This is a genomic window from Stenotrophomonas sp. FR012, assembly GCF_047520565.2.
GTDB lineage: Bacteria > Pseudomonadota > Gammaproteobacteria > Xanthomonadales > Xanthomonadaceae > Stenotrophomonas > Stenotrophomonas sepilia.
Window position 1 is genome coordinate 305,885 of record NZ_JAXBQL020000003.1, and the last position, 20,202, is coordinate 326,086.

General features: G+C 64.5%; 21 protein-coding genes. 15 read left to right on the forward strand and 6 right to left on the reverse strand.

Annotated elements, in window-relative coordinates:
• Positions 1 to 199: 199 nt before the first annotated feature.
• Positions 200 to 580 (forward strand): conjugal transfer protein TraD, encoded by a 381-nt coding sequence (locus ACM0O9_RS07560; protein ID WP_231109040.1) that lies wholly within the window; start codon positions 200 to 202, stop codon positions 578 to 580.
• A gap of 357 nt (positions 581 to 937) precedes the next feature.
• Positions 938 to 1,159, forward strand: coding sequence for a DUF2188 domain-containing protein (locus ACM0O9_RS07565; protein WP_010481480.1), 222 nt, complete (start codon positions 938 to 940; stop codon positions 1,157 to 1,159).
• A gap of 302 nt (positions 1,160 to 1,461) precedes the next feature.
• Here the strand turns inward: ACM0O9_RS07565 and ACM0O9_RS07570 are convergent, their stop codons facing one another.
• Positions 1,462 to 1,965 carry a hypothetical protein gene (locus ACM0O9_RS07570; protein WP_139727565.1) on the reverse strand — a complete coding sequence of 168 codons (504 nt, stop codon included), beginning with the start codon at positions 1,963 to 1,965 and terminating at the stop codon, positions 1,462 to 1,464.
• Between the two features lie 145 nt (positions 1,966 to 2,110).
• Here ACM0O9_RS07570 and ACM0O9_RS07575 point away from each other — a divergent pair, with 145 nt between their 5' ends.
• The 8 genes from ACM0O9_RS07575 to ACM0O9_RS07610 all read left to right on the forward strand — a co-directional run bounded on the left by ACM0O9_RS07575 (position 2,111) and on the right by ACM0O9_RS07610 (position 8,298).
• Positions 2,111 to 2,353 (forward strand): hypothetical protein, encoded by a 243-nt coding sequence (locus tag ACM0O9_RS07575; RefSeq protein WP_005418653.1) that lies wholly within the window; start codon positions 2,111 to 2,113, stop codon positions 2,351 to 2,353.
• A gap of 97 nt (positions 2,354 to 2,450) precedes the next feature.
• The gene (gene rimK, locus ACM0O9_RS07580) at positions 2,451 to 3,329 is read left to right on the forward strand and encodes a 30S ribosomal protein S6--L-glutamate ligase (protein ID WP_005418651.1); all 879 of its coding nucleotides are present in this window, start codon (positions 2,451 to 2,453) and stop codon (positions 3,327 to 3,329) included.
• Positions 3,330 to 3,587: 258 nt separating this feature from the next.
• Positions 3,588 to 4,067, forward strand: a complete 480-nt coding sequence (locus ACM0O9_RS07585) for a hypothetical protein (protein ID WP_005418649.1) — start codon at positions 3,588 to 3,590, stop codon at positions 4,065 to 4,067.
• A 94-nt stretch (positions 4,068 to 4,161) separates the two neighbouring features.
• Positions 4,162 to 4,632 carry a hypothetical protein gene (locus ACM0O9_RS07590; RefSeq protein ID WP_005418647.1) on the forward strand — a complete coding sequence of 157 codons (471 nt, stop codon included), beginning with the start codon at positions 4,162 to 4,164 and terminating at the stop codon, positions 4,630 to 4,632.
• Between the two features lie 115 nt (positions 4,633 to 4,747).
• Entirely contained in the window at positions 4,748 to 5,209 is a 462-nt protein-coding gene (locus ACM0O9_RS07595; protein WP_053499209.1) for a hypothetical protein, read from the forward strand.
• A 162-nt stretch (positions 5,210 to 5,371) separates the two neighbouring features.
• On the forward strand, positions 5,372 to 6,049 hold the full coding sequence (locus tag ACM0O9_RS07600; RefSeq protein WP_005410804.1) for a response regulator transcription factor: 678 nt from the start codon (positions 5,372 to 5,374) through the stop codon (positions 6,047 to 6,049).
• Positions 6,012 to 7,382: a sensor histidine kinase gene (locus tag ACM0O9_RS07605; protein WP_032954439.1), complete on the forward strand. Its 1,371-nt coding sequence runs from the start codon at positions 6,012 to 6,014 to the stop codon at positions 7,380 to 7,382. The genes ACM0O9_RS07600 and ACM0O9_RS07605 overlap by 38 nt, the downstream gene beginning before the upstream one ends.
• A gap of 529 nt (positions 7,383 to 7,911) precedes the next feature.
• A complete protein-coding gene (locus tag ACM0O9_RS07610) occupies positions 7,912 to 8,298 on the forward strand; it encodes a hypothetical protein (RefSeq protein ID WP_065185266.1) in 387 nt (128 codons plus the stop codon).
• A gap of 173 nt (positions 8,299 to 8,471) precedes the next feature.
• Here ACM0O9_RS07610 and coaE read toward each other — a convergent pair whose 3' ends face one another.
• The 3 genes from coaE to ACM0O9_RS07625 are packed head-to-tail and all read right to left on the reverse strand — an operon-like array spanning position 8,472 to position 11,225.
• Positions 8,472 to 9,083 carry a dephospho-CoA kinase gene (gene coaE / locus ACM0O9_RS07615; protein WP_235649154.1) on the reverse strand — a complete coding sequence of 204 codons (612 nt, stop codon included), beginning with the start codon at positions 9,081 to 9,083 and terminating at the stop codon, positions 8,472 to 8,474.
• 11 nt (positions 9,084 to 9,094) lie between these two features.
• Positions 9,095 to 9,958: a prepilin peptidase gene (locus ACM0O9_RS07620; RefSeq protein WP_197599138.1), complete on the reverse strand. Its 864-nt coding sequence runs from the start codon at positions 9,956 to 9,958 to the stop codon at positions 9,095 to 9,097.
• Between the two features lie 7 nt (positions 9,959 to 9,965).
• Positions 9,966 to 11,225, reverse strand: coding sequence for a type II secretion system F family protein (locus ACM0O9_RS07625; RefSeq protein ID WP_053499199.1), 1,260 nt, complete (start codon positions 11,223 to 11,225; stop codon positions 9,966 to 9,968).
• A 356-nt stretch (positions 11,226 to 11,581) separates the two neighbouring features.
• Here ACM0O9_RS07625 and ACM0O9_RS07630 point away from each other — a divergent pair, with 356 nt between their 5' ends.
• The 3 genes from ACM0O9_RS07630 (at position 11,582) to pilB (ending at position 14,462) form a co-directional block, all read left to right on the forward strand.
• Positions 11,582 to 11,995: a pilin gene (locus tag ACM0O9_RS07630; protein ID WP_053499197.1), complete on the forward strand. Its 414-nt coding sequence runs from the start codon at positions 11,582 to 11,584 to the stop codon at positions 11,993 to 11,995.
• A gap of 104 nt (positions 11,996 to 12,099) precedes the next feature.
• Positions 12,100 to 12,507: a pilin gene (locus ACM0O9_RS07635; protein ID WP_414604130.1), complete on the forward strand. Its 408-nt coding sequence runs from the start codon at positions 12,100 to 12,102 to the stop codon at positions 12,505 to 12,507.
• 224 nt (positions 12,508 to 12,731) lie between these two features.
• Positions 12,732 to 14,462 carry a type IV-A pilus assembly ATPase PilB gene (gene pilB, locus ACM0O9_RS07640; protein WP_235649155.1) on the forward strand — a complete coding sequence of 577 codons (1,731 nt, stop codon included), beginning with the start codon at positions 12,732 to 12,734 and terminating at the stop codon, positions 14,460 to 14,462.
• 169 nt (positions 14,463 to 14,631) lie between these two features.
• Here the strand turns inward: pilB and ACM0O9_RS07645 are convergent, their stop codons facing one another.
• Positions 14,632 to 16,005 (reverse strand): sigma-54-dependent transcriptional regulator, encoded by a 1,374-nt coding sequence (locus ACM0O9_RS07645; protein ID WP_072167645.1) that lies wholly within the window; start codon positions 16,003 to 16,005, stop codon positions 14,632 to 14,634.
• A 60-nt stretch (positions 16,006 to 16,065) separates the two neighbouring features.
• The gene (locus ACM0O9_RS07650; RefSeq protein WP_061480577.1) at positions 16,066 to 17,679 is read right to left on the reverse strand and encodes a sensor histidine kinase; all 1,614 of its coding nucleotides are present in this window, start codon (positions 17,677 to 17,679) and stop codon (positions 16,066 to 16,068) included.
• Positions 17,680 to 18,087: 408 nt separating this feature from the next.
• On the opposite strand from ACM0O9_RS07650, the gene sucC reads away from it, so the two are divergent.
• Positions 18,088 to 19,257: an ADP-forming succinate--CoA ligase subunit beta gene (sucC, locus tag ACM0O9_RS07655; RefSeq protein WP_005418614.1), complete on the forward strand. Its 1,170-nt coding sequence runs from the start codon at positions 18,088 to 18,090 to the stop codon at positions 19,255 to 19,257.
• A 24-nt stretch (positions 19,258 to 19,281) separates the two neighbouring features.
• The gene (gene sucD, locus ACM0O9_RS07660; RefSeq protein ID WP_005418610.1) at positions 19,282 to 20,157 is read left to right on the forward strand and encodes a succinate--CoA ligase subunit alpha; all 876 of its coding nucleotides are present in this window, start codon (positions 19,282 to 19,284) and stop codon (positions 20,155 to 20,157) included.
• Positions 20,158 to 20,202 lie beyond the last annotated feature (45 nt).

Sequence of the window (20,202 nt, forward strand, 5' to 3'; positions counted from 1 at the left end):
GGGTCGAAATCGCCCCCTGCCAACTGCATAGAACCGGGCCGCTCGCTGCCGCTCGCCGGGCCCCCTTCTCAGGGTTACATGCACGTCAGAACTGTCAACTTTTTAGCCAAGAGCAAAAGCGATGCTCGCTAACCGCTCGCATCCATGATGGGGCAGGCTGATCTGGCCCCCCCTTGCGCTCCGTGCCATTTCTGGTTGCATGGATCAACGAAGCAAGAGCAAGCGTGCTGTGGGAAACGTTGAAAAGCAGAAGCTGAAGTTGGAGCGGATGGTCGGAGCGCTGGCCAAGGAGCAAGCCAAGCTGCTGCTCGTCGAACGCGAAGAGCAACGCAAGCGCCGGCGTGCAGAACTGAAGCAACGCGAGGCGGATCGCCGTGCCGATGCCCACCGGAAGATCGAACTGGGTGGTCTGGTAATCGCTGCCGGGGTGGACAGTTGGGATCCGGCAGAAGTTGTCGGAGAATTGTTGGTTGTGAGCGAGCAGCTGTTGCTACAACCGACCCGACGAAATGCCCTGCGCGAGAAAGGCATCGCCCATTTGGAGGCGAGGGCTACCACTCGAAGGGCAGGACAATCATGACTTGGACGCCATTACACGAGGCCGTGGTCATGGGCGATGTTGCCGCGCTCACGCCACTAGGTTCCTGGAGGCGTGGGAACGGCGTGACCCTGCCGCCACGTGTGCGACGCCCCTTGCCGCAGGCGCTGAGCCAAACGCCCCGAATTGCCGACACGAGACGCCGTTCGGTCTGGCTTACCCGCGAGCTTTGAAGGCCTTCCTCTCGGCGTGAACTGAGACGCGTTTGCAACATTCGCAGCTGCGGAGTGAATTGGCGTGTTTTTTTGTGAATTAACTATATCTGGTGTTGATTTTGTAATTTTTACACAAGATCATGGGTTTGGGCGGTCGTCGCCCAAAACCATTGTCGAGGTCGAAATGGGCAAGAATCAGCACGTGGTGAAGCGGCCGGATGGCTGGGCGGTGCGTGGCGAAGGCAACTCGCGCGATACCTCTCACCACCGGACCCAGGAAGAGGCAAGGCAGCATGCGCGTGAGATCGCCATCAACCAGCGCAGCGAAGTGGTGATCCACGACCGTCAGGGCCTTATCCGGGACAAGGACAGTTACGGGAACGACCCAAATCCTCCTAAGGGTTGATCAACAAGGCCGCCGTTTGGCGGCCTTGTCTTTTGCTGGAGCTTGGGTTACCGACGGGGCAATGCGCACTCGAGCCATCCCCACCAGTGGGAGCAAGTGGACGCATTGCCCTGCTGGTTGCTGGCCCTTCTGCAAGCCTGTTAGGCTTCTAGGTATCGTTTGAGGTATCGTTTTTCAGTCGAATGTTCCGGACATTTTTCTTATGGAACAGTCGGTTAAGCGGATTTGGGTTCGATTCCCATCGCCCGCTCCATCCTTCAAGACCGCGCCGCTTTCCGCCGCGCAGGTCCCTCCAGACCGCCTCAGTACGCCGCGAACACGCTGGCCAACACGTCGGCATCCAGCACGCGCCCCTGATCGCGATTATGCGTGTGCAGGTACCAGACCTCGCCCGGTTCCAATTGCCGTGTCAGGTGCCACTGATTTTCCCGGGCCAGAATATCCACCCGGCCCTGGCAGCCGAGGCAGAAGCGGGCCAGAGGCTTGATCGCGGCGGCCTTGCCATTGACGTTCAGGGTCAGTGCGGGGGCCGCGTAGGTTTTCAGTTCCCCGGATGACGGATTCTCGGTGATGGTGACCGTGTCCCGACGCAGCGTGGCCACCTGCGCCTGCACCAACGGTTGCAGCCACAGTTCGATGGTGTCGAACAACACATGCAGCGATTGGATCCAGTCCTGGTACTGCTTTTCGACAGCGGCGGCCCTGGCCTGCTCCGCGTGTGCGGACTGCTGCAGCTTCTGTGCAAGTTGCTCCATTTTCGACATCGGGATTTCCGCTTTGGGAGGGGCTTCCATGGTGATCGGCACGCTCGCCTGCTTCCAGCCGAAAGCGACATTTTCGTAGAACTCCTAGAGGCGCTGCGGAGGGGCGCGTAACGCTTCAAACTTTTCCCATGGGCAGGCCCGCACTGAGCAACTAGCGTGAGCGGATACTGATCAGGAGCTGCCTTCCATGAACTGCCGGAACGACGTCGTCGAGCGCATCCATCGGATCTTTCTTTCCGCCGGCGTCGGCTCGAACAAGCAGCTTGAAGCCGTGCGCGCGCTGGGGCGTGCCGGTGGTCCCAAGGCCGCGGAACTGCTCGAGCAGATCTACCAGCAGGCGTTCAGCAATTCTGCCCTGCAGATGGCCTGCGTGGCGGCGCTGGGCGAAGCGGCCCGTGGCTTCCAGGTCAGTGCTGAACGGGACAGCTGAAGCTTCATCCACAACGCTCGAGATCGTCGGCGACGGGCATCATCCGCCCGCCACACGCCCGCGCTATGCTTCGCGCCTGCCGACCGATCCCGCCGCGATGAAGCTCGCCATCCTGTCCCGCAACAGCTCCCTGTATTCCACCCGTCGGCTGGTCGAGGCGGCGCGCGCGCGCGGCCATACCGTGCGCATCCTCGACCCGTTGCGCTGCTACATGCGCATCGCCGCCGATGGCTTTTCCATGCACTACAAAGGCCGGCCGATGACCGGCGTGGACATGGTCATTCCGCGCATCGGCGCCTCGATCACCCGCTACGGCACCGCCGTGCTGCGCCAGTTCGAACTGATGGGCGCACGCACGCCCAATCCGTCCGATGCCATCCTGCGTTCGCGCGACAAGCTGCGCGCGCACCAGCTGCTGGCGGCCAAGGGCATCGACATGCCGGTTACCGTGTTCGGCGACAACCCCGATGACACCGTCGATCTGCTGTCCATGCTCGGCCCGCCGCCGCATGTGGTGAAGCTCAATGAAGGCACCCAGGGTCGCGGCGTGATCCTGACCGAAAAGGCCAGTGCCTCGCGCGGCATTGTCGAAGCGCTGCGCGGCCTGTACGCCAACTTCCTGATGCAGGAATTCATCGGCGAGGCCAAGGGCGCCGACCTGCGCTGCTTCGTGGTGGGCGACCAGGTGGTGGCGTCGATGCAGCGGCAGGCACCGGAGGGTGACTTCCGCTCCAACCTGCACGCTGGCGGCACCGCCGTGGCGGCCAAGGCCAGTCGCGCCGAGCAGCAGGTGGCGGTGCGTTCGGCCAAGGCGCTGGGCCTGTCGGTGTGCGGCGTGGACCTGATCCGCTCCGCGCGCGGCCCGCTGGTGCTGGAGGTCAACTCCACGCCGGGGCTGGAGGGCATCGAAGCGGCCTGCGGTGTGGACGTGGCCACACGCATCATCGAACACGTAGAGAAGATCAAAAAGCCTTGATTATTCATGGGGTTGTGATTCTCATGGGTAAATGATCCGGGGCTTTAACGAGGCTTTAATCGGCCCCGGCGTAGGCTTCAGCGAACCGCAGCTCTGCCTCTCAGCAGGATCGGTATCGGGATACGACTTCAGGCCCAGGCGGGTGCACCGCCTGGGCCTTTTTTATGCCTGTCGGCTCTGTGCCCAAGGTCTCTTGTGGAGGCCGCGTGACGGTCGTAGAGTTGGCCCTTCGTTCCGGGATGGATCGGGAGGTTGGCGATGTACCGCATCATGACGATCGCGTTGCTGCTGGGCCTGTCTGGCGCTGTTGCCGCCAAGCCGGAGAAAGTCGCTGTACAGATGGACCGGCAGGGGTCGGTCGCCGAGCAGATGCGCCAGGTGGAAACCGCGCTGGCTGCCCCCGACTATGCCGAACTGTCTGCCGAGGATCGCGGCCAGGTGCAGCAGGCGCTGTCGCGTATCCGCCAGCACATGGGCGAACGCCAGACCGTGCAGGAGCTGCCGCCGCAGTTGCAGGCCGAGGTCTTCAACGAGCAGGAACGCATCAACACCCTGATGGCGCGTGGCCATGACGACAGCCGGCAGATCTGCAGGTACGAACGCACCACCGGCAGCAACATGCCCAGGAGCCGCTGCCTGACCGTGGCCGAACGGCGCCGGATCGAAGAGAAAGGCAAGGCGCTGATCAACGACCAGCGCAGCTACAACACGCTCAGCCCACCGCCCGCCGGGCGTTGACCGCACCGCCTTTCGGTCCACCGGGGTGCCGTAACGGCGTATCGGTGGCACCGCAGGGTCGGTGTTCCACTCATGGAAGAACCTGGAGGTAACAATGCAGCGCATGACCCCCTTCGCCCTGATGCTGGGCCTGGCACTGGCCACCACCGCGCACGCCAAGCCCGAGAAAGGGCAGGTGAAGTTCGACGCCAACGCACCGGTGGCCGAACAGATCCGCAACGTTGAGACGGCGATCAACACCGAGGACTACAGCGAGATCGGGCTGGAAGACAAAAGCCGTGTGCAGCAGGCGCTGGGCCGTATCAAGATCAAGATGGGCGACCACGAACGGGTAGAGCAGTTGAGCCCGCAGGACCGCACCGAGATCTTCAACGACCAGGAAGTGATCAACACGATCATGACCCGCGCCCATGCCGACAGCCGCATGGTCTGCCGCCGCGAGCGCACCACCGGCAGCAACATGCCGCAGAGCGTCTGCCTGACCGTGGCCCAGCGCCGCAAGGCGCAGGAAGACAGCCGCAAGGCCCTCAACGACAACCAGCGTTTCAACAACTACAAGCCGTAACCGTGGTTGGACCGGTCGCAGGCCGCCATCGGTCACCCTGCCGTGCGTCCCTTGTGGACGCATCGGCGCAACCGTAAAGTCGAGACCCTATTCATGGACGAACATGGAGCTCGTCATGTACCGCACCACTACGCTCGCCCTGATGCTGTCGCTCGGCCTGGTGGCCACCGTGCAGGCCAAGGCGCAGAAGGACACCGTGCAGATGGATTCCTTCACCCCGGTATCCGAGCAGATCCGCCGCGTTGAAACGGCCATGGGCAGCGAGGACTACAGCGAGATCGGGCTGGAGGACAAGAGCCGCGTGCAGCAGGCGCTGAACCGGATCCGGATCAAGATGAATGGCCGCGAGAAGGTGGATGAGCTGGCCCCGCAGGAGCGCAACGACCTGTTCAACGAGCAGGAGATCGTCAACACCATCATGACCCGCGCCCAGGCCGACAGCCGCATGATCTGCCGCCGAGAGCGCCTGACCGGCAGCAACATGCCGACCAGCGTCTGCCTGACCGTGGCCCAGCGTCGCAAAGCCCAGGAAGAGAGCCGCCGGGCGCTGACCGACCAGCAGCGCATCAGCCGCTGAGCGCTCGCCCCGGGGGCGTTTGCCGGTGTCGTCCCTCCGGTACGAAATGTTAAGAATGGAACCTGTATCGTTCAGCAGGTAGACGTCGCGTCCACCCGCACAGGGGCATCCTGAGCAGGTGGGCCTGGCCCCCCGACGACCCTTCAAGAACCAGAGGTCCCAGTGCGCATTCTCGTAATCGAAGACAACAGCGACATCGCCGCCAACCTTGGCGACTACCTTGAGGATCGTGGCCACACCGTGGACTTCGCCGCCGACGGCGTGACCGGCCTGCACCTGGCGGTGGTCCACGAGTTCGACGCCATCGTTCTGGACCTGAACCTGCCGGGCATGGACGGCATTGAAGTCTGCCGCAAGCTGCGCAACGAAGCGCGCAAGCAGACCCCCGTACTGATGCTGACCGCCCGCGACTCGCTGGACAACAAGCTGGCCGGTTTCGATTCCGGCGCCGACGACTACCTGATCAAGCCGTTCGCGCTACAGGAAGTGGAAGTGCGCTTGAACGCTTTGTCGCGCCGCGGCAAGGGCGTGCAGACCCGCGTGCTGGAAACCGGCGATCTGGAATACAACCTGGACACGCTGGAAGTGCGTCGCCAGGGCAAGCTGCTGCAGCTCAACCCGACCGCGCTGAAGATTCTGCAGGCCCTGATGGAGGCCGCGCCGGCCGTGGTCACCCGCCAGGAGTTGGAAACCCGCGTCTGGGGCGAGGAGCTGCCCGACTCGGATTCGCTGCGTGTCCACATCCACGGCCTGCGTGCGGTGGTCGACAAGCCGTTTGAAGTGCCGCTGATCCAGACCCGCCATGGCATCGGATACCGCATCGCCACCCCGGAAGCCTGATTCCGTGGCAACCAAGGGGGAGCGCCGGCGTTCGCCGTATCGGCGGCGCCTGCGCAGCCGCATCATCGTCTCGTTCGTGTTGTTGGGCTTCTGCCTGACGACACTGTTCGCGTTTGCCACCAACTGGGCCCGCATGCGCGTGGAAAACCAGCTGGTGGAAGACGTGATGAACCGCAACATCAACGAGTACGTGCGGCGGTTCTACGAGAGCCCGGATCGCAACCCCGACCTGCCCGTGCAGCAGATGCGTGCGCGCCTGATCAAGCCTGACAAGTTCGAGGCGCTGCGCGAGGAAGAGCCGGACTGGTACGAGTTCAAGGATGGCCTGTACAACATGGGTGGCGTGGACGAGCGCGGCCAGCGCTATTCGTACAAGCTGGCCGTGCGCAAGACGCCCGACGCCTGGGCATTCCTGGCTTACGACATGACCGACAGCGTGCGCGGCGGGCAGCAGCTCAACCGCGCGCTGGTACTGTCGGTGCTGGTGTTCAGCCTGTTGTCGCTGGTGCTGGGCTGGTGGTCGGCCTCGAAGGTGATGAAGCCGGTCTCGGACCTGGCCGCGCGGCTGCGTGCCTATCGCGGCGGCACCAGCGAGCCCGAGCCGCTGGCGCCACGTTTCCCCGATGACGAAGTGGGGCAACTAGCGCAGGCGCTGGATGATTATTCGTCGCGGCTGACCGAAGTGGTGCAGCGCGACCGTGAGTTCAATGCCGACGTCAGCCACGAGCTGCGCACGCCGCTGGCGGTGATCCGTGGCGCCACCGAACTGCTGCTGACCCGGCCCGGCCTGGATGAGAAGGTGCTGCAGCGTCTGCAGCGCATCCAGCGCGCCGAACAACAGTGCAGCGACCTGATCGGCGCACTGCTGCTGCTGTCGCGCAATGAACGCGGGCAGGGCACCAGCAACGTCGCGCGCGTGGCCGAACAGCTGCTGGACGCCCACCGTGCACAGCTGGGAGGCAAGCCATTGGAACTGGCACTGGAAGGCGAGCGCAACCTGGTGATCGATGCGCCGGAAGCCGCGTTGTCGGTGGCGCTGGGCAACCTGATCGGCAACGCGGTGAAGTACTCGCAGGATGGCGAAGTGCGCGTCTTTGTCGGCAGCAATTCGGTGTCGGTGACCGACAGCGGACCGGGGCTGAGCGAAGAGGATGCCGCCAAGCTGTTCCAGCGCGGCTATCGCGGCACGCATGCCGGCCATTCGCAGGGCGGTGGCATCGGCCTGTCGATCGTCAGCCGCCTGTGCGATCTGTATGGCTGGCAGGTGAGCGTGCGCCCCGGTGGCGAGCGCGGCGTGATCGCCACCCTGACATTCTCGCCGAAGCCGTTGTAAGGGCCTCTGCTTTGGTGGGTGCCGACCTTGGTCGGCTATGGCTCTGCTTTGGTAGGTGCCGACCTTGGTCGGCACGAATCCGGCCGGCGCCGTATAGCGCCCAGTGTCGCTTGTGCCACCGAATCCCCCTCGCAGGAACCCAGGGCCAGAAGCCCAACACGACATCACCGTGATCGCCGCCACGCCGCGTGCGTGTCCGCATGCACGCATTCGTACCCTCAACTGCGGCTTGAGAATTTCCTTACAGATCACAGCGCTGCGTGATGGCCAGATGGGTCGGCCGGGGCAGGTGCCCTGGCCGGGATTGGCGTCCCGAAAAAAACCGACAATTCAAAAGCTCCAGATGTGCAGCGGCCATCATGGAAAATGCATCACCTGCCTCGTTTCGGCGGATGGTGCGTGGGGATTCGTCAGAATCCGCTGGAGTCTTTTTCCTTAGCTTTTGAATTGTTGGGTCTCCGGTACGCCAACCCGCACCGTCCGCCACCTTGCATCCGCAGGTGGCTCGTCGTCTGCGAGGAGATTCACTATGTCCGCACGCCCCTTGTTCCCCCAGCTGCACGCCCTGATCGGCGAAGCTGCCGACCTGCTGCCGGCCGACGTCGCCGAGCGCGTCGAAACCCTGCTCGATGATCCCAAGGATCTGCTGCCCACGCTGCTGGCCCGCATGGACGGGCGCGATGCAGCCGACGGCCGACGGCTGGAAGCGGAGGGACTGAGCCCGGCACAGGCGGCCACCATGGCCGGCCTCAGTCGCACCCTGGCCGGCTTGAATGCACTCATGCAGGTGCTGCACGCCGCCGAGGCGGCCCGCGAGCAGGGTGGTGCGCACCAGCAGCTCAGCCCCGACGTCGTCGACGGTTTGTTGCTTGGCGCACGAGAACTGGCCCGCTATGCGCGCCTGCAGCTGGAGTAGATCCACGCCATGCGTGGATGCAGAACACTTTGTAGAGCCGAGCCCATGCTCGGCTTGATGATCGCTGCCGAGCATGGGCTTGGCTCTGCAGCAGTTCCACGCTGGCGCCGGGTAGATCCACGCCATGCGTGGATGCTGTTCGGTAGTGCCGGCCGCTGGCCGGTAGCCAGGCCTCAGCCCCCAGCCAACCCCAGATACCGCGCATGCAGCGCTTCCACCTGCGCCTGCAGGTCCTCCGGGTGGCCATCGTTGACCACCACATCATCGGCCAGTGCCAACCGCTGCGTGCGGCTGGCTTGGGCGGCGATCATCTTGTCGGCCAGTGCGGCGTCGATGCCGTCGCGCTGCATCAGCCGGGCGTGCTGCACGGCTTCGGGCGCATCCACCAGCAGCACCCGGTCCAGCCACGGGTAGGCGGTCCGCCCGCCGACCTCGGTCAGCAGCGGAATGGCGGCAATCGCATAGGGGCTGGTGGCCTGCTCGCACTGCTGTTGCATCAGAAGGCGGATGGCCGGATGGGTGATCGCTTCCAGTGCGGCCCGTTCGGCCGGATCGGCGAACACGTGGGCCCGCAGGCGCGCCCGGTCCAGGCTGCCATCCGCCTGCAGCATGTCGGCGCCGAAACGCTCGGCGACGCGGCCCAGGGCAGGGCTGCCGGCAGCAACCACCGCGCGGGCGGCCAGATCGGCGTCGGCCACCACGATGCCCAGCGCCTCGAAGCGCCGGGTCACCTCGCTCTTGCCGGCGGCAATGCCACCGGTCAGGCCCACCACATACCGGCTCATGGGGATTCCCCTCAGCGCAGCCCGCTCAACACCAGGTACTGCTCGACCACGGGCGCGCCCCACATGAAGTACAGCCAGCCCGCGATGGCCAGGTAGGGGCCGAACGGGATGGGCGTGGCGCGGTCACGGCCCCGGGTGTACAGCCAGATCGAGCCGATGATGGCGCCCAGCACCGACGACAGCAGGATGATCGGCAGGATGCCCTTCAGCCCGCACCAGGCGCCGAGGGCGGCCAGCAGCTTGAAATCGCCGTGGCCCATGCCTTCCTTGCCGGTCAGCTGCTTGAACAGCCACCAGACCATCCACAGCGACAGATAGCCCACCGCCGCGCCGACCAAGGCAGGCTTGGCCGGCATGTACAGGTTGTCGATGTTGCCTATCAGGCCCAGCCACATCAGGGGTAGGGTCAACTGGTCGGGCAGCAGCTGGGTGCGCAGGTCGATGCCGGACAAAGCGATCAGGAAGCAGGTCAGCACGATGGCGCCAAAGCCCTGCCAGCCGAAGCCGAACTGCCAGACGCAGGCGAGCACCAGCACCGAGGTCAGGGCCTCGACCAGCGGGTACTGCAGCGAGATCGGCGCCATGCAGTGGCGGCACTTGCCGCCCTGGATGATCCAGCTGAACAGCGGGATGTTCTCGTACCAGCTCAGCTTGTGCTTGCAGTGCGGGCAGTGCGAGGGCTCGACCACGATCCCCGGTGGTGGGGGCTCGTAGAAGTCCGGTTCTTCCAGGACCTCCCGCGCATCGCGCTTCCACTGCCACTCCAGCCGCTTGGGCAGGCGCAGGATGACGACGTTGAGGAAACTGCCCAGCAGCAGCCCCAGGGCGGCCGCGGCGGGGTAGCCGAGGCCGGGATGCTGGTCGAGAAATGCCATGTAGTGATTATCCGACGACGGAAGCGAGCTTGAAGATCGGCAGGTACATGCCGATGACCATGCCGCCGACGATGGTACCAATGATCACCATGATCACAGGCTCCAGCAGGCTGCTCAGGGCGTCAACGGCATTGTTGACCTCCTGCTCATAGTACTCGGCCACCTTGAACAGCATGGCGTCCAGGGCACCGGCCTCTTCGCCGATGCCGGTCATCTGGATGACCATGTGCGGGAACAGGGCGGTCTGCTTCATGGCCATGTTGACCGGGTAACCGACCGACACGTCGTCGCGCATGCGCAATACGGCATGCTCGTAAACCGTATTGCCGGTGGCGCCGGCCACGATGCCTAGGGCCTCCACCAAAGGCACGCCGGCCTTGAAGGTGACGGCGGTGGTACGGGCGAAGCGAGCGATCGAGCTGTTGTGCATGATCTGCCCTATGACTGGCAGCTTCAGGACCAACCGGTCCATGCTGTGCTGCATCTTGGGCGATCGTTTGTATGCTGCAATGAAGCCGACGATCGAGCCAATGATGACCAACAAGATCAGCCACCACCACGAGACCATGAACCTCGACATGTTCACGATCATCTGGGTAAAGGCTGGCAGGTCCGCGCCAAAGCCCTTGAATACGTCCTCAAACTGCGGGACTACCCAGACCAGCAGGATGCCACTCACCAGCAGGGCAACCGCCAAGACCATGGCGGGATAGAACATCGCCTTCTTGATCTTGCCCTTCAGCGCTTCAATGTTCTCTTTATACGTGGCGACGGTGTCCAGCACCGTCTCCAGCACGCCGGCGCCTTCGCCGGCACGCACGAGGTTGCGGTAGAGTTCATCGAACTGCACAGGATGCTTGCTGACGGCCTCATACAGTGAAGAGCCGCCTTCAATATCCGTTCGGACTGAGTCCACCATCTTCTTCATGCGCGGGTTCTTGTGCCCGCTGGCGATGATGTCCAGCGCGCCGACGATCGGCACCCCCGACTTCATCATGGTGGCCATCTGACGGCTGAAGAACGCGATGTCCTTCGGTGAAATCTTGCTGCCGGCCGCGCCGAACAGCGGTTTGGACTTCAGCTTGACCACGCCAGGATTGATGCCTTGGCGGCGCAGTTCGGCCCGCAGCAGGTTCGCATTCTTCGCGGCCTGCTCCCCTTTCATCTTCACGCCCCGCTTGTCGGTCCCCTCCCAGACAAACGGTTGCAGCTCCGTGGTGCTGCGCGCCACGGGCTCCTTCTTGATCGCACTGCGACTGACAGACATATCGGCTCCCCAAGACCCGCCATCCCCAGGCGGGCATCTAGCCCCTGATGGTAGCGGGTTCATGCCCGTCTGGGCAGTTGCCAAGGGGCCCATGATGCGAATTCGTGCCGGGTGCCGACCAAAGGTGACGCACTGCGTCACATTGCCGCGTCCATCGCAGATTCGCATCCAGGGGGTTCCCATCCGAGAAATAGCTGCCATCATGGGCGCGGGGAAATCCAGGGGGAGGCGTGCCGGGGTTGGCACGCAACCTGCGTTGATCCACCCGCAGGGGGCAGGACCCGCTCAGCTGACCGCTGGTCAGACCGATCCTGTGCTCTGAAATCAACCACCACTTATCTTGGGGATGTACCAAAATGAAGAACCAGAAGGGCTTCACCCTTATCGAACTGATGATCGTCGTTGCGATCATCGCCATCCTGGCCGCCATCGCCCTCCCGATGTACCAGGACTATGTGGCCAAGTCGCAGGCCACTGCTGGCCTGGCCGAAATCACCCCCGGCAAGACTCAGTTCGAAGTTGCCATCAATGAAGGCAAGACTTCGACCGATATCGCAAATATCGCTGCGATTGGCCTGAAGAATTCTGATCGTTGCACCATCACCATGAGCTTCGCTGAGACGGGCAATATCGTTTGCACCCTGAAGGGCAGCCCGAAGCTGACGACCTCGAAGGGTGCAATTACCCTGACCCGTGCTACTGACGGTACTTGGGCCTGCACCTCGAACGTCGACGCGAAGTATCTTCCGAGCGGCTGTAAGGCTCCGTAATTCGTAATAGCTTTTCTGTTCAAAAGAGGCCCCGCGAGTCGGGGCCTTCTTTTTGGGAGCGTCCTAAATAGAGACGCTGTGGGAATCCTTGGGGAGGATTTCGTATGCGTGAAGAACGTGGTTTTTCATTAATTGAGTTGATGGTGGTAGTCGGTGTCTTGGCAATTCTCGCGCTGATCGCGCTACCGATCTATCAGAACTACATGTCCAAAGCCCAGTTAGCCGCGGCATTTGCAGAAATACGACCTGGAAAGACCACCGTTGAAACTGTGGTGCAGGACAGTCGGGACACTGCGCTCGTAGACGCTGCCTATATAGGCTTGAAGCGCTCGGATATCTGTTCCGCTGTAACGGCCGAGCTGGATGTCAGTGGTGTGGGAAGCATCACTTGCAAAGTTGGTGGCAGCCAAGCAATCAGAGGCAAAGACCTCATCCTCCGTCGCGCAGCCGACGGCACCTGGACCTGCGACGGCAGCGCCTTCGAAGCGCGCTATCGCCCAAACGGCTGTTGATCACACTTCGGCCTGCCAATGGGATGTTGGCGGGCCGTTGACGGGGCTATCATCCCCGGGGGAGTCAGGATCGTGCCTGCCGGGCTGGGAGTGCCGGGCGAGGCAGTCATGCTGAAGGATTGGCGTCGTCGTCGGCCAGCGGGTCGCGGCAGGTTCTGCTGCCCTGTGCGGTGCCCCTGGAAGGCGCGCCGCACTGCCTGACCCATGATGAGCCAAGGATCCATATGAACGCCGTAACCACCGCCAATCTCGTCGGCATCACCGGCCTGGCCCGTCGCCTGGTCCAAGATGGTGCGCTGGACGAGGCTTCCGCCCGCGACGCGATGGCCAAGGCCGCTGCGGCCCGGCAGCCGCTGCCGACCTGGTTCGCGCAGAACAAGGTGGTCGGGCCGGCCCAGTTGGCGGCCGCCAATGCGGTCGAGTTCGGCATGCCGCTGTTCGACGTGTCCACGTTCGACGCCAGCCAGAACGCGATGAGCCTGGTCAGCGAAGAGCTGCTGCGCAAGCACAACGTGCTGCCGCTGTTCAAGCGCGGCGGCAAGCTGTTCGTGGGCACCAGCAACCCGACCCATTCGCTGGACGAGATCAAGTTCCACACCAATCTGGTGGTGGAGCCGATCCTGGTGGATGAGGACCAGATCCGTCGCACGCTCGAGCAGTGGCATGCCAGCCATGACACGCTGGGCGACGCGCTGGGCGGTGACGACGATGGCATGGGCAACCTCGATGTTGCAGCCGGAGACGAGGATCTCGGCGCCGGCGGCGACTCCGGCATCGATGCCAAGGGCGACGACACCCCGGTGGTGAAGTTCGTCAACAAGGTGCTGGTGGACGCGATCCGCAAGGGCGCCTCGGACATCCACTTCGAGCCCTATGAAGACGACTACCGCGTGCGCCTGCGCATCGACGGGTTGCTGAAGATGGTGGCGCGCGCGCCGGTGAAGCTGAACCAGCGCATCGCCGCACGCCTGAAGGTGATGGCGCAGCTGGACATCGCCGAGAAGCGCGTGCCGCAGGACGGACGCATCAAGCTCAACCTGTCCAAGACCAAGCAGATCGACTTCCGCGTGAGCACGCTGCCGACCCTGTTCGGCGAGAAGGTGGTGCTGCGTATCCTGGATGGCAGCGCGGCCAAGCTGGGCATCGACAAGCTGGGTTACGAGCCGGACCAGCAGAAACTGTTCCTGGAAGCCATCCACAAGCCGTACGGCATGGTGCTGGTGACCGGCCCGACCGGTTCGGGCAAGACGGTGTCGCTGTACACCGCGCTGGGCATCCTCAACGACGAGACGCGCAACATCTCCACCGCCGAAGACCCGGTGGAAATCCGCCTGCCCGGCGTCAACCAGGTGCAGCAGAACAACAAGCGCGGCATGACCTTCGCCGCGGCCCTGCGCTCGTTCCTGCGACAGGATCCGGACATCATCATGGTCGGCGAAATCCGCGACCTGGAAACGGCCGAGATCGCGATCAAGGCGGCGCAGACCGGCCACATGGTGCTGTCCACGCTGCACACCAACGATGCGCCGCAGACCATCGCGCGCCTGATGAACATGGGCATCGCGCCGTACAACATCACCAGCTCGGTGACGCTGGTGATCGCCCAGCGCCTGGCGCGCCGGCTGTGCAGCAACTGCAAGCGCCCGGCCAATCTGCCCGAGCATGCGCTGCTGGCCGAAGGCTTCACCCAGGCGCAGCTGGACGCGGGGATCGAGCTGTACGAAGCGGTCGGCTGTGATGAGTGCACCGAGGGCTACAAGGGCCGTACCGGTATCTACCAGGTGATGCCGATGACCGACGAGATCGCCACGATCGTGCTGGCTGGCGGCAATGCGTTGCAGATTGCCGAGGCCGCACAGCAGATCGGGGTGAACGATCTGCGCCAGTCGGCGTTGAAGAAGGCCGCTGCGGGCATCACCAGCCTGGCCGAGATCAACCGCGTTACCAAGGATTGAGGTAGATCCACGCCATGCGTGGATGCCGCGATGCATGAGGTTGCCGGCCAGCGGCCGGCACTACCACATTGGTGGGTAGATCCACGCCATGCGTGGATGCCGTGATGCATGAGTTTGCCGGCCAGCGGCCGGCATTACCAGGTTGGTGGGCCCGCGTCGGGCCCTGTGCTTACTCCATGCCCAACTTCTTCAGCTTGTAGCGCAGCGCACGGAAGGTGATGCCCAGCTGCGCGGCGGTGCGGGTCTTGTTCCAGCGGTTCTCTTCCAGCGCGCGCTGGATGGCGCTGCGCTCGAGCTGTTCGATGTATGAGGGCAGGGCGGCGCTGCCGGGCTGCAGGTCCACGACGGCTTCGGCGTGCGCTGCGCTGCCGGGCGTGCGCGGGGCATGTTGCGGCAGGCGCAGGTCGTCGGCGCCGATGCGGTCTTCTTCGGCCAGTGCCAGTGCACGCTCCAGGATGTTCTCCAGTTCACGCACGTTGCCGGGGAAGGCGTACTGGGCCAGTGCGTCCAGTGCCGACGGCGCCAGCAACGGCGTCGGGCGGCCATGGCTGCGGGCCAGCCGTGCCAGCACCGACGCGGCCAGTTCCGGCAGGTCCTGGCGACGCTCGCGCAGCGGCGGCACCCTCAGCTCAATCACGTTGATGCGGTAGTAGAGGTCGTGGCGGAAACGGCCGTCCTCGACCAGCTCGGCCAGGTCCTTGTGGGTGGCCGAGAGGATGCGCACGTCCACCGGCTCCTCGTTGGCGGCGCCGACCGCACGCACCGACTTTTCCTGGATCGCGCGCAGCAGCTTCACCTGCATCTGCAGTGGCAGCTCGGCCACTTCGTCCAGGAACAGGGTGCCGCCATGCGCGGCCTGGAACAGCCCGGGCTTGTCGGCGTGGGCGCCGCTGAAGCTGCCCTTGCGGTGGCCGAAGAATTCGCTCTCCATCAGCTCGCCGGGAATGGCGCCGCAGTTGACCGGCACGAAGGGGCCGGCCGCGCGGGCGCCCTGGGCGTGGATGGTGCGTGCGACCAGTTCCTTGCCCACGCCGGATTCACCGAGGATGTAGACCGGCGCCTGGCTGCGCGCGACCTTGCCGATGGTGGTACGCAGCACGTCCATGGCCGGCGAGTCGCCAAGCAGGCGTGCGCCCTGTTCGGCGGCAGGGCCGGGCACGGGGCGCTCGGTGTTGTTGAGTTCCAGCGCGTGCTTGACCAGGCCACGCAACACGGCGATGTCCACCGGCTTGCTGACGAAATCGAAGGCGCCGGCCTTCAGCGCTTCCACGGCCAGGTCCATGCTGCCAAAGGCAGTGATCATCGCCACCGGCGTGCGCGGGTAGTGCTGGGCGATCTCGCTGACCAGCTCGATGCCGTTGCCGTCCGGCAGGCGCATGTCGGTGATGCACAGGTCGTACGGATTGCTGGCCAGCAGTTCGCGCGCTTCGGCAAGGTTGGCTGCGGTACTGATGCGCAGCCCCATGCGGCCGAGCGTCAGTACCAGCAGTTCGCGGATGTCGCGTTCGTCGTCGACGACGAGGGCGCTGCGGGTTTCGTTCATGGGCGTGAAAGATAAACGAGGGGGCTGGAAGCGACAAATGTTTGACGCACAGAATCGAGATCAGGTGGGCAACAGCGTATGCGGGCCGGGCAGCACCAGGCGGAAGCAGGAGCCTCCAGCGGGAACCGGGATGTAGTCCAGCCGCGCCTGGTTGGCTCGGCACAGCTCGCGGGCGATATACAGGCCCAGCCCGGTGCCATGCTCGGATGTGGTGAAGAACGGCCGGAACAACTGCGCGGCCACGCTCTCGGGAATACCGGGGCCGCGATCCATCACGTCGATGACCGCACTGCGCTCGTGCTGCGCCACGCGCAGGCGCACCCGCGCCGGCTGCTGGCCAATGCGGCCATATTTGAGCGCGTTGTGCACCAGCACGGTCAGCACCTGGTAGAGGTGCTTGCTGTCGACCTGGGCCAGTACCGAGGTGTCGTTGATGATCGGCTCGATGCTGTCGGTCTCCAGCGTTTGACCCTGCTTGTACTCCAGCACGAAGCGGCGCACGAAGGCGGCCAGGTCGACGTTTTCGGGCGTGGCGCGCTCGCGCCGGGCCAGGCCCAGCACGCTTTCGACGATGCCGTTGGTGCGCTGGCACTGCTGGCGGATGATCTGCAGCAGGCGGCGGTCGCTTTCGTTGAAGCCGGTGCCTTCTTCCAGCAGCTGCACCGCGTAGTTGATCGCGGCCAGCGGGTTGCGGATCTCGTGGGCGAGGCTGGCCGAGAAGCGTCCCATTGCTGACAGGGTGAGCGACTCGGCACGGCGCGAGACCACGCTGGAGTCGTCCAGGAACACCAGGGCCAGCTCGCTGCCGGCCAGCAGGCGCGCAAAGCGGGGCTGCACTTCGGGCTGGTCGGGGTTGAGCTGCAGCGGCAGTTCGTCCTGCGCCCAGCCGTTGCGCCAGCGCTGCAGACGACGGGCGAGTTCCGGGGCGGCGCTGGCCAGGTCCAGGCGGCCGCTTTCGCCGCTGCCGTCGCTGTCACCGAGCAGCATCGAGGCGGCTTCGTTGGCCAGGGTGACGCGGTTGTCGGCGTCGACCACCAGCACGCCGGTACGCATGCGGCGGATGATCAGCTCGTTGATCTGGAACAGGTTGGCCACTTCGTCGCCGCGCTGGTTGGCCAGCTGCTGGTTGCGGCGCGCGCGGCTGCCGACCTGGTAACTGATGAAGGCCAGCGCCAGGTAGCTGGTGGCGAACATCGCCAGTTCGGCCAGGGTACGGGTGGGGTCGCCGCCTTCCAGCAGCTTCCAGGTGTATTCCACGCCGGTGGCGAGGCTGGCGGCCAGCGCCAGGCCCAGCCCCAGGCTGAGCGGCAGCAGGGTGGCGGCAGCGGCGATGTTGAACAGCAGCGACATCGAGATGCCGGCGCTGGCACCGGGCAGGGCATGCGACAACAGGGTGGCGGCGACGATGTCCACCAGCACGCCGCTGACCACGATCGGGCGCAGCCAGCGTTCGTTGCGGCCGATCACCAGGGCCAGCAGCGACAGCACCAGGTAGATGGCGGCGACGGTGTCGGCCAGCCGCGGGTGGTGGGCTTCGCCGACCATCGCCGACAGGGGGCTGTAGAGCAGGGCGGCGATGACCGAGGCGATCAGCACCCGGTACAGCGCGAAGAAATACAGCTCACGCCGCGGAATCGATTCGATGCGGTCGATCAATGAAGCACTGGGTGACACGCCGGAACTCCCCTTCTGGCTGCCTGGGTCTGGAATCTGCGGCGGGCCTGCCCGGCGTCCCCTGAGGCCGGGCGGGCACGTCGCTTCGATGTGGCCTGGGGTGGACGCGGCCGAGCAACCCCGACGCGACGCACCCTGGCTGACCAGTATAGGGCCCCCGGCAGGGCGCCGCCGGCGCGGTTCGGATCGCGCATTTGGCCCGGGATCGATACCGGTAGCCAGCGTGCGCCCGGGCGCAACTGCCTGAATGACGGCGGAAATCTGGCCGGGTCTGGCGTTTTGTACAGACTTCTTTGCGCCCCGGCGCCGGCTCGGCCACAATAGTGGGCCCGCCGCGGTCCGTGCCGGTGCCTCTTCCAGGGGGCCCTGAGGAATTGCGTGCGGTCGTTCCTATTCCCACGGTGACGCATGAATTTCCACGAATACCAGGCAAAACAACTGCTTGCCGAATACGGCATCCCGGTCCCGGCCGGCAAGGTCGCGGCGACCCCGGACGAGGCGGTTGAAGTCGCCCAGTCGCTGGGCCAGGGCCCCTGGATGGTCAAGGCGCAGATCCACGCTGGCGGCCGCGGCAAGGCTGGCGGCGTCAAGTTCTGCAAGACCGTCGACGACGTGAAGGCCGCAGCGGCCAAGATGCTCGGCACCAAGATGGCCACCTACCAGACCGCCGGCGTCGAGCTGCCGATCAACCTGGTGCTGGTGACCACCGCCGGTGAGATCGTCAAGGAGCTGTACCTGTCGGTCCTGGTGGATCGCGGCACCCGCACCATCAGCTACATCGCCTCTTCCGAAGGCGGCATGGAAATCGAGCAGGTCGCTGCCGAGACCCCGGACAAGATCCACACCCTGAACGTGGACTTCGTCGAGGGCGTGCAGGGTTACCACGGTCGTGACATCGGCTTCAAGATGGGGCTGACCGCCAAGCAGGCCGGCCAGTTCGCCAACATCATGGTGAACCTGTACCGCATCTTCAACGAGAAGGACCTGGCGCTGGTTGAGATCAACCCGCTGGCGATCCTGGACGACGGCAACCTGTACGCGCTGGACGGCAAGTTCAACAGCGACGACAACGCCAACTTCCGCCACAAGGAACTGGTCGCGATGCGCGACAAGTCCCAGGAAGATGAAACCGAAGTGACCGCTTCGGAGCTGGACATCAACTACGTCACCATGGACGGCAACATCGGCTGCATGGTGAACGGTGCCGGCCTGGCCATGGCCACCATGGACGTCATCAAGCTCAACGGCGGCGAGCCGGCGAACTTCCTCGACGTGGGCGGCGGTGCGAACAAGCAGCGCGTCATCGAAGCGTTCAAGCTGATCCTGTCCTCGGACAAGGTTGAAGGCATCTTCGTCAACATCTTCGGCGGCATCGTCCGCTGCGACATGATTGCCGAAGGCATCATCGCCGCCGTGAAGGAAGTGGGCGTCAAGGTTCCGGTCGTGGTGCGCCTGGAAGGCACCAACGTGGAAGAGGGCAAGCAGCTGCTGCGTGACAGCGGCATGGCCATCATCCCGGCTGACAACATCAACGACGGCGCCAAGAAGGTCGTTGAAGCGGTCAAGAACGCCGCCTGATCCACGACACCGAAGGAAATTCCCATGTCTGTTTTGATTAACAAGAACACCAAGGTGATCGTGCAGGGCTTCACCGGCCAGCAGGGCACCTTCCACGCCACTCAGATGATCGAGTACGGCACCCAGGTTGTTGGCGGCGTGACCCCGGGCAAGGGTGGCACCACCCACATCGACCTGCCGGTCTTCAACACCGTTGCCGACGCCGTGCAGAGCACCGGCGCCAACGCTTCGGTCATCTACGTGCCGCCGCCGTTCGCGGCCGACGCGATCCTGGAAGCTGCGGCTGCCGGCATCAAGGTCATCGTCTGCATCACCGAAGGCATCCCGGTGCTGGACATGCTGCGCGTGAAGAACGTGCTGACCCGTTCCTACCCGGACACCGTGCTGATCGGGCCGAACTGCCCGGGCGTCATCACCCCGGGCGAGTGCAAGATCGGCATCATGCCGGGCCACATCCACAAGCCGGGCAAGATCGGCATCGTGTCGCGTTCGGGCACCCTGACCTATGAAGCGGTCAAGCAGACCACCGAAGTCGGCCTGGGCCAGTCCACCTGCATCGGCATCGGCGGTGACCCGATCAACGGACTGAACTTCGTCGACTGCCTGAAGCTGTTCAACGAAGACCCGCAGACCGAAGGCATCATCATGGTCGGCGAGATCGGCGGTGACGCCGAAGAAGCCGGCGCCGAGTACATCAAGAACCACGTGAAGAAGCCGGTCGTCGGTTTCATCGCCGGTGCGTCGGCTCCGGCCGGCAAGCGCATGGGTCACGCGGGCGCGATCGCCTCGGGCGGCAAGGGCACCGCGGAAGGCAAGTTCGCCGCGATGGAAGCCGCTGGCGTGGTCACCGTCCGCTCGCCGGGCGACCTGGGCGCCGCCATCGCCAAGCTGGTGAAATAAGATCGACTGCCTCGCGCAGACGACGCTGTAGAGCCGGCCGCTGGC

Coding starts and splice junctions, on each gene's coding strand:
- ACM0O9_RS07560 (WP_231109040.1), top strand. CDS start 200: ATGGATCAACGAAGCAAGAGCAAGCGTGCTGTGGGAAACGTTGAAAAG.
- ACM0O9_RS07565 (WP_010481480.1), top strand. CDS start 938: ATGGGCAAGAATCAGCACGTGGTGAAGCGGCCGGATGGCTGGGCGGTG.
- ACM0O9_RS07575 (WP_005418653.1), top strand. CDS start 2,111: ATGAACTGCCGGAACGACGTCGTCGAGCGCATCCATCGGATCTTTCTT.
- rimK (WP_005418651.1), top strand. CDS start 2,451: ATGAAGCTCGCCATCCTGTCCCGCAACAGCTCCCTGTATTCCACCCGT.
- ACM0O9_RS07585 (WP_005418649.1), top strand. CDS start 3,588: ATGTACCGCATCATGACGATCGCGTTGCTGCTGGGCCTGTCTGGCGCT.
- ACM0O9_RS07590 (WP_005418647.1), top strand. CDS start 4,162: ATGCAGCGCATGACCCCCTTCGCCCTGATGCTGGGCCTGGCACTGGCC.
- ACM0O9_RS07595 (WP_053499209.1), top strand. CDS start 4,748: ATGTACCGCACCACTACGCTCGCCCTGATGCTGTCGCTCGGCCTGGTG.
- ACM0O9_RS07605 (WP_032954439.1), top strand. CDS start 6,012: ATGGCATCGGATACCGCATCGCCACCCCGGAAGCCTGATTCCGTGGCA.
- ACM0O9_RS07610 (WP_065185266.1), top strand. CDS start 7,912: ATGTCCGCACGCCCCTTGTTCCCCCAGCTGCACGCCCTGATCGGCGAA.
- coaE (WP_235649154.1), bottom strand. CDS start 9,083: ATGAGCCGGTATGTGGTGGGCCTGACCGGTGGCATTGCCGCCGGCAAG.
- ACM0O9_RS07620 (WP_197599138.1), bottom strand. CDS start 9,958: ATGGCATTTCTCGACCAGCATCCCGGCCTCGGCTACCCCGCCGCGGCC.
- ACM0O9_RS07625 (WP_053499199.1), bottom strand. CDS start 11,225: ATGTCTGTCAGTCGCAGTGCGATCAAGAAGGAGCCCGTGGCGCGCAGC.
- ACM0O9_RS07630 (WP_053499197.1), top strand. CDS start 11,582: ATGAAGAACCAGAAGGGCTTCACCCTTATCGAACTGATGATCGTCGTT.
- ACM0O9_RS07635 (WP_414604130.1), top strand. CDS start 12,100: ATGCGTGAAGAACGTGGTTTTTCATTAATTGAGTTGATGGTGGTAGTC.
- pilB (WP_235649155.1), top strand. CDS start 12,732: ATGAACGCCGTAACCACCGCCAATCTCGTCGGCATCACCGGCCTGGCC.
- ACM0O9_RS07645 (WP_072167645.1), bottom strand. CDS start 16,005: ATGAACGAAACCCGCAGCGCCCTCGTCGTCGACGACGAACGCGACATC.
- sucC (WP_005418614.1), top strand. CDS start 18,088: ATGAATTTCCACGAATACCAGGCAAAACAACTGCTTGCCGAATACGGC.
- sucD (WP_005418610.1), top strand. CDS start 19,282: ATGTCTGTTTTGATTAACAAGAACACCAAGGTGATCGTGCAGGGCTTC.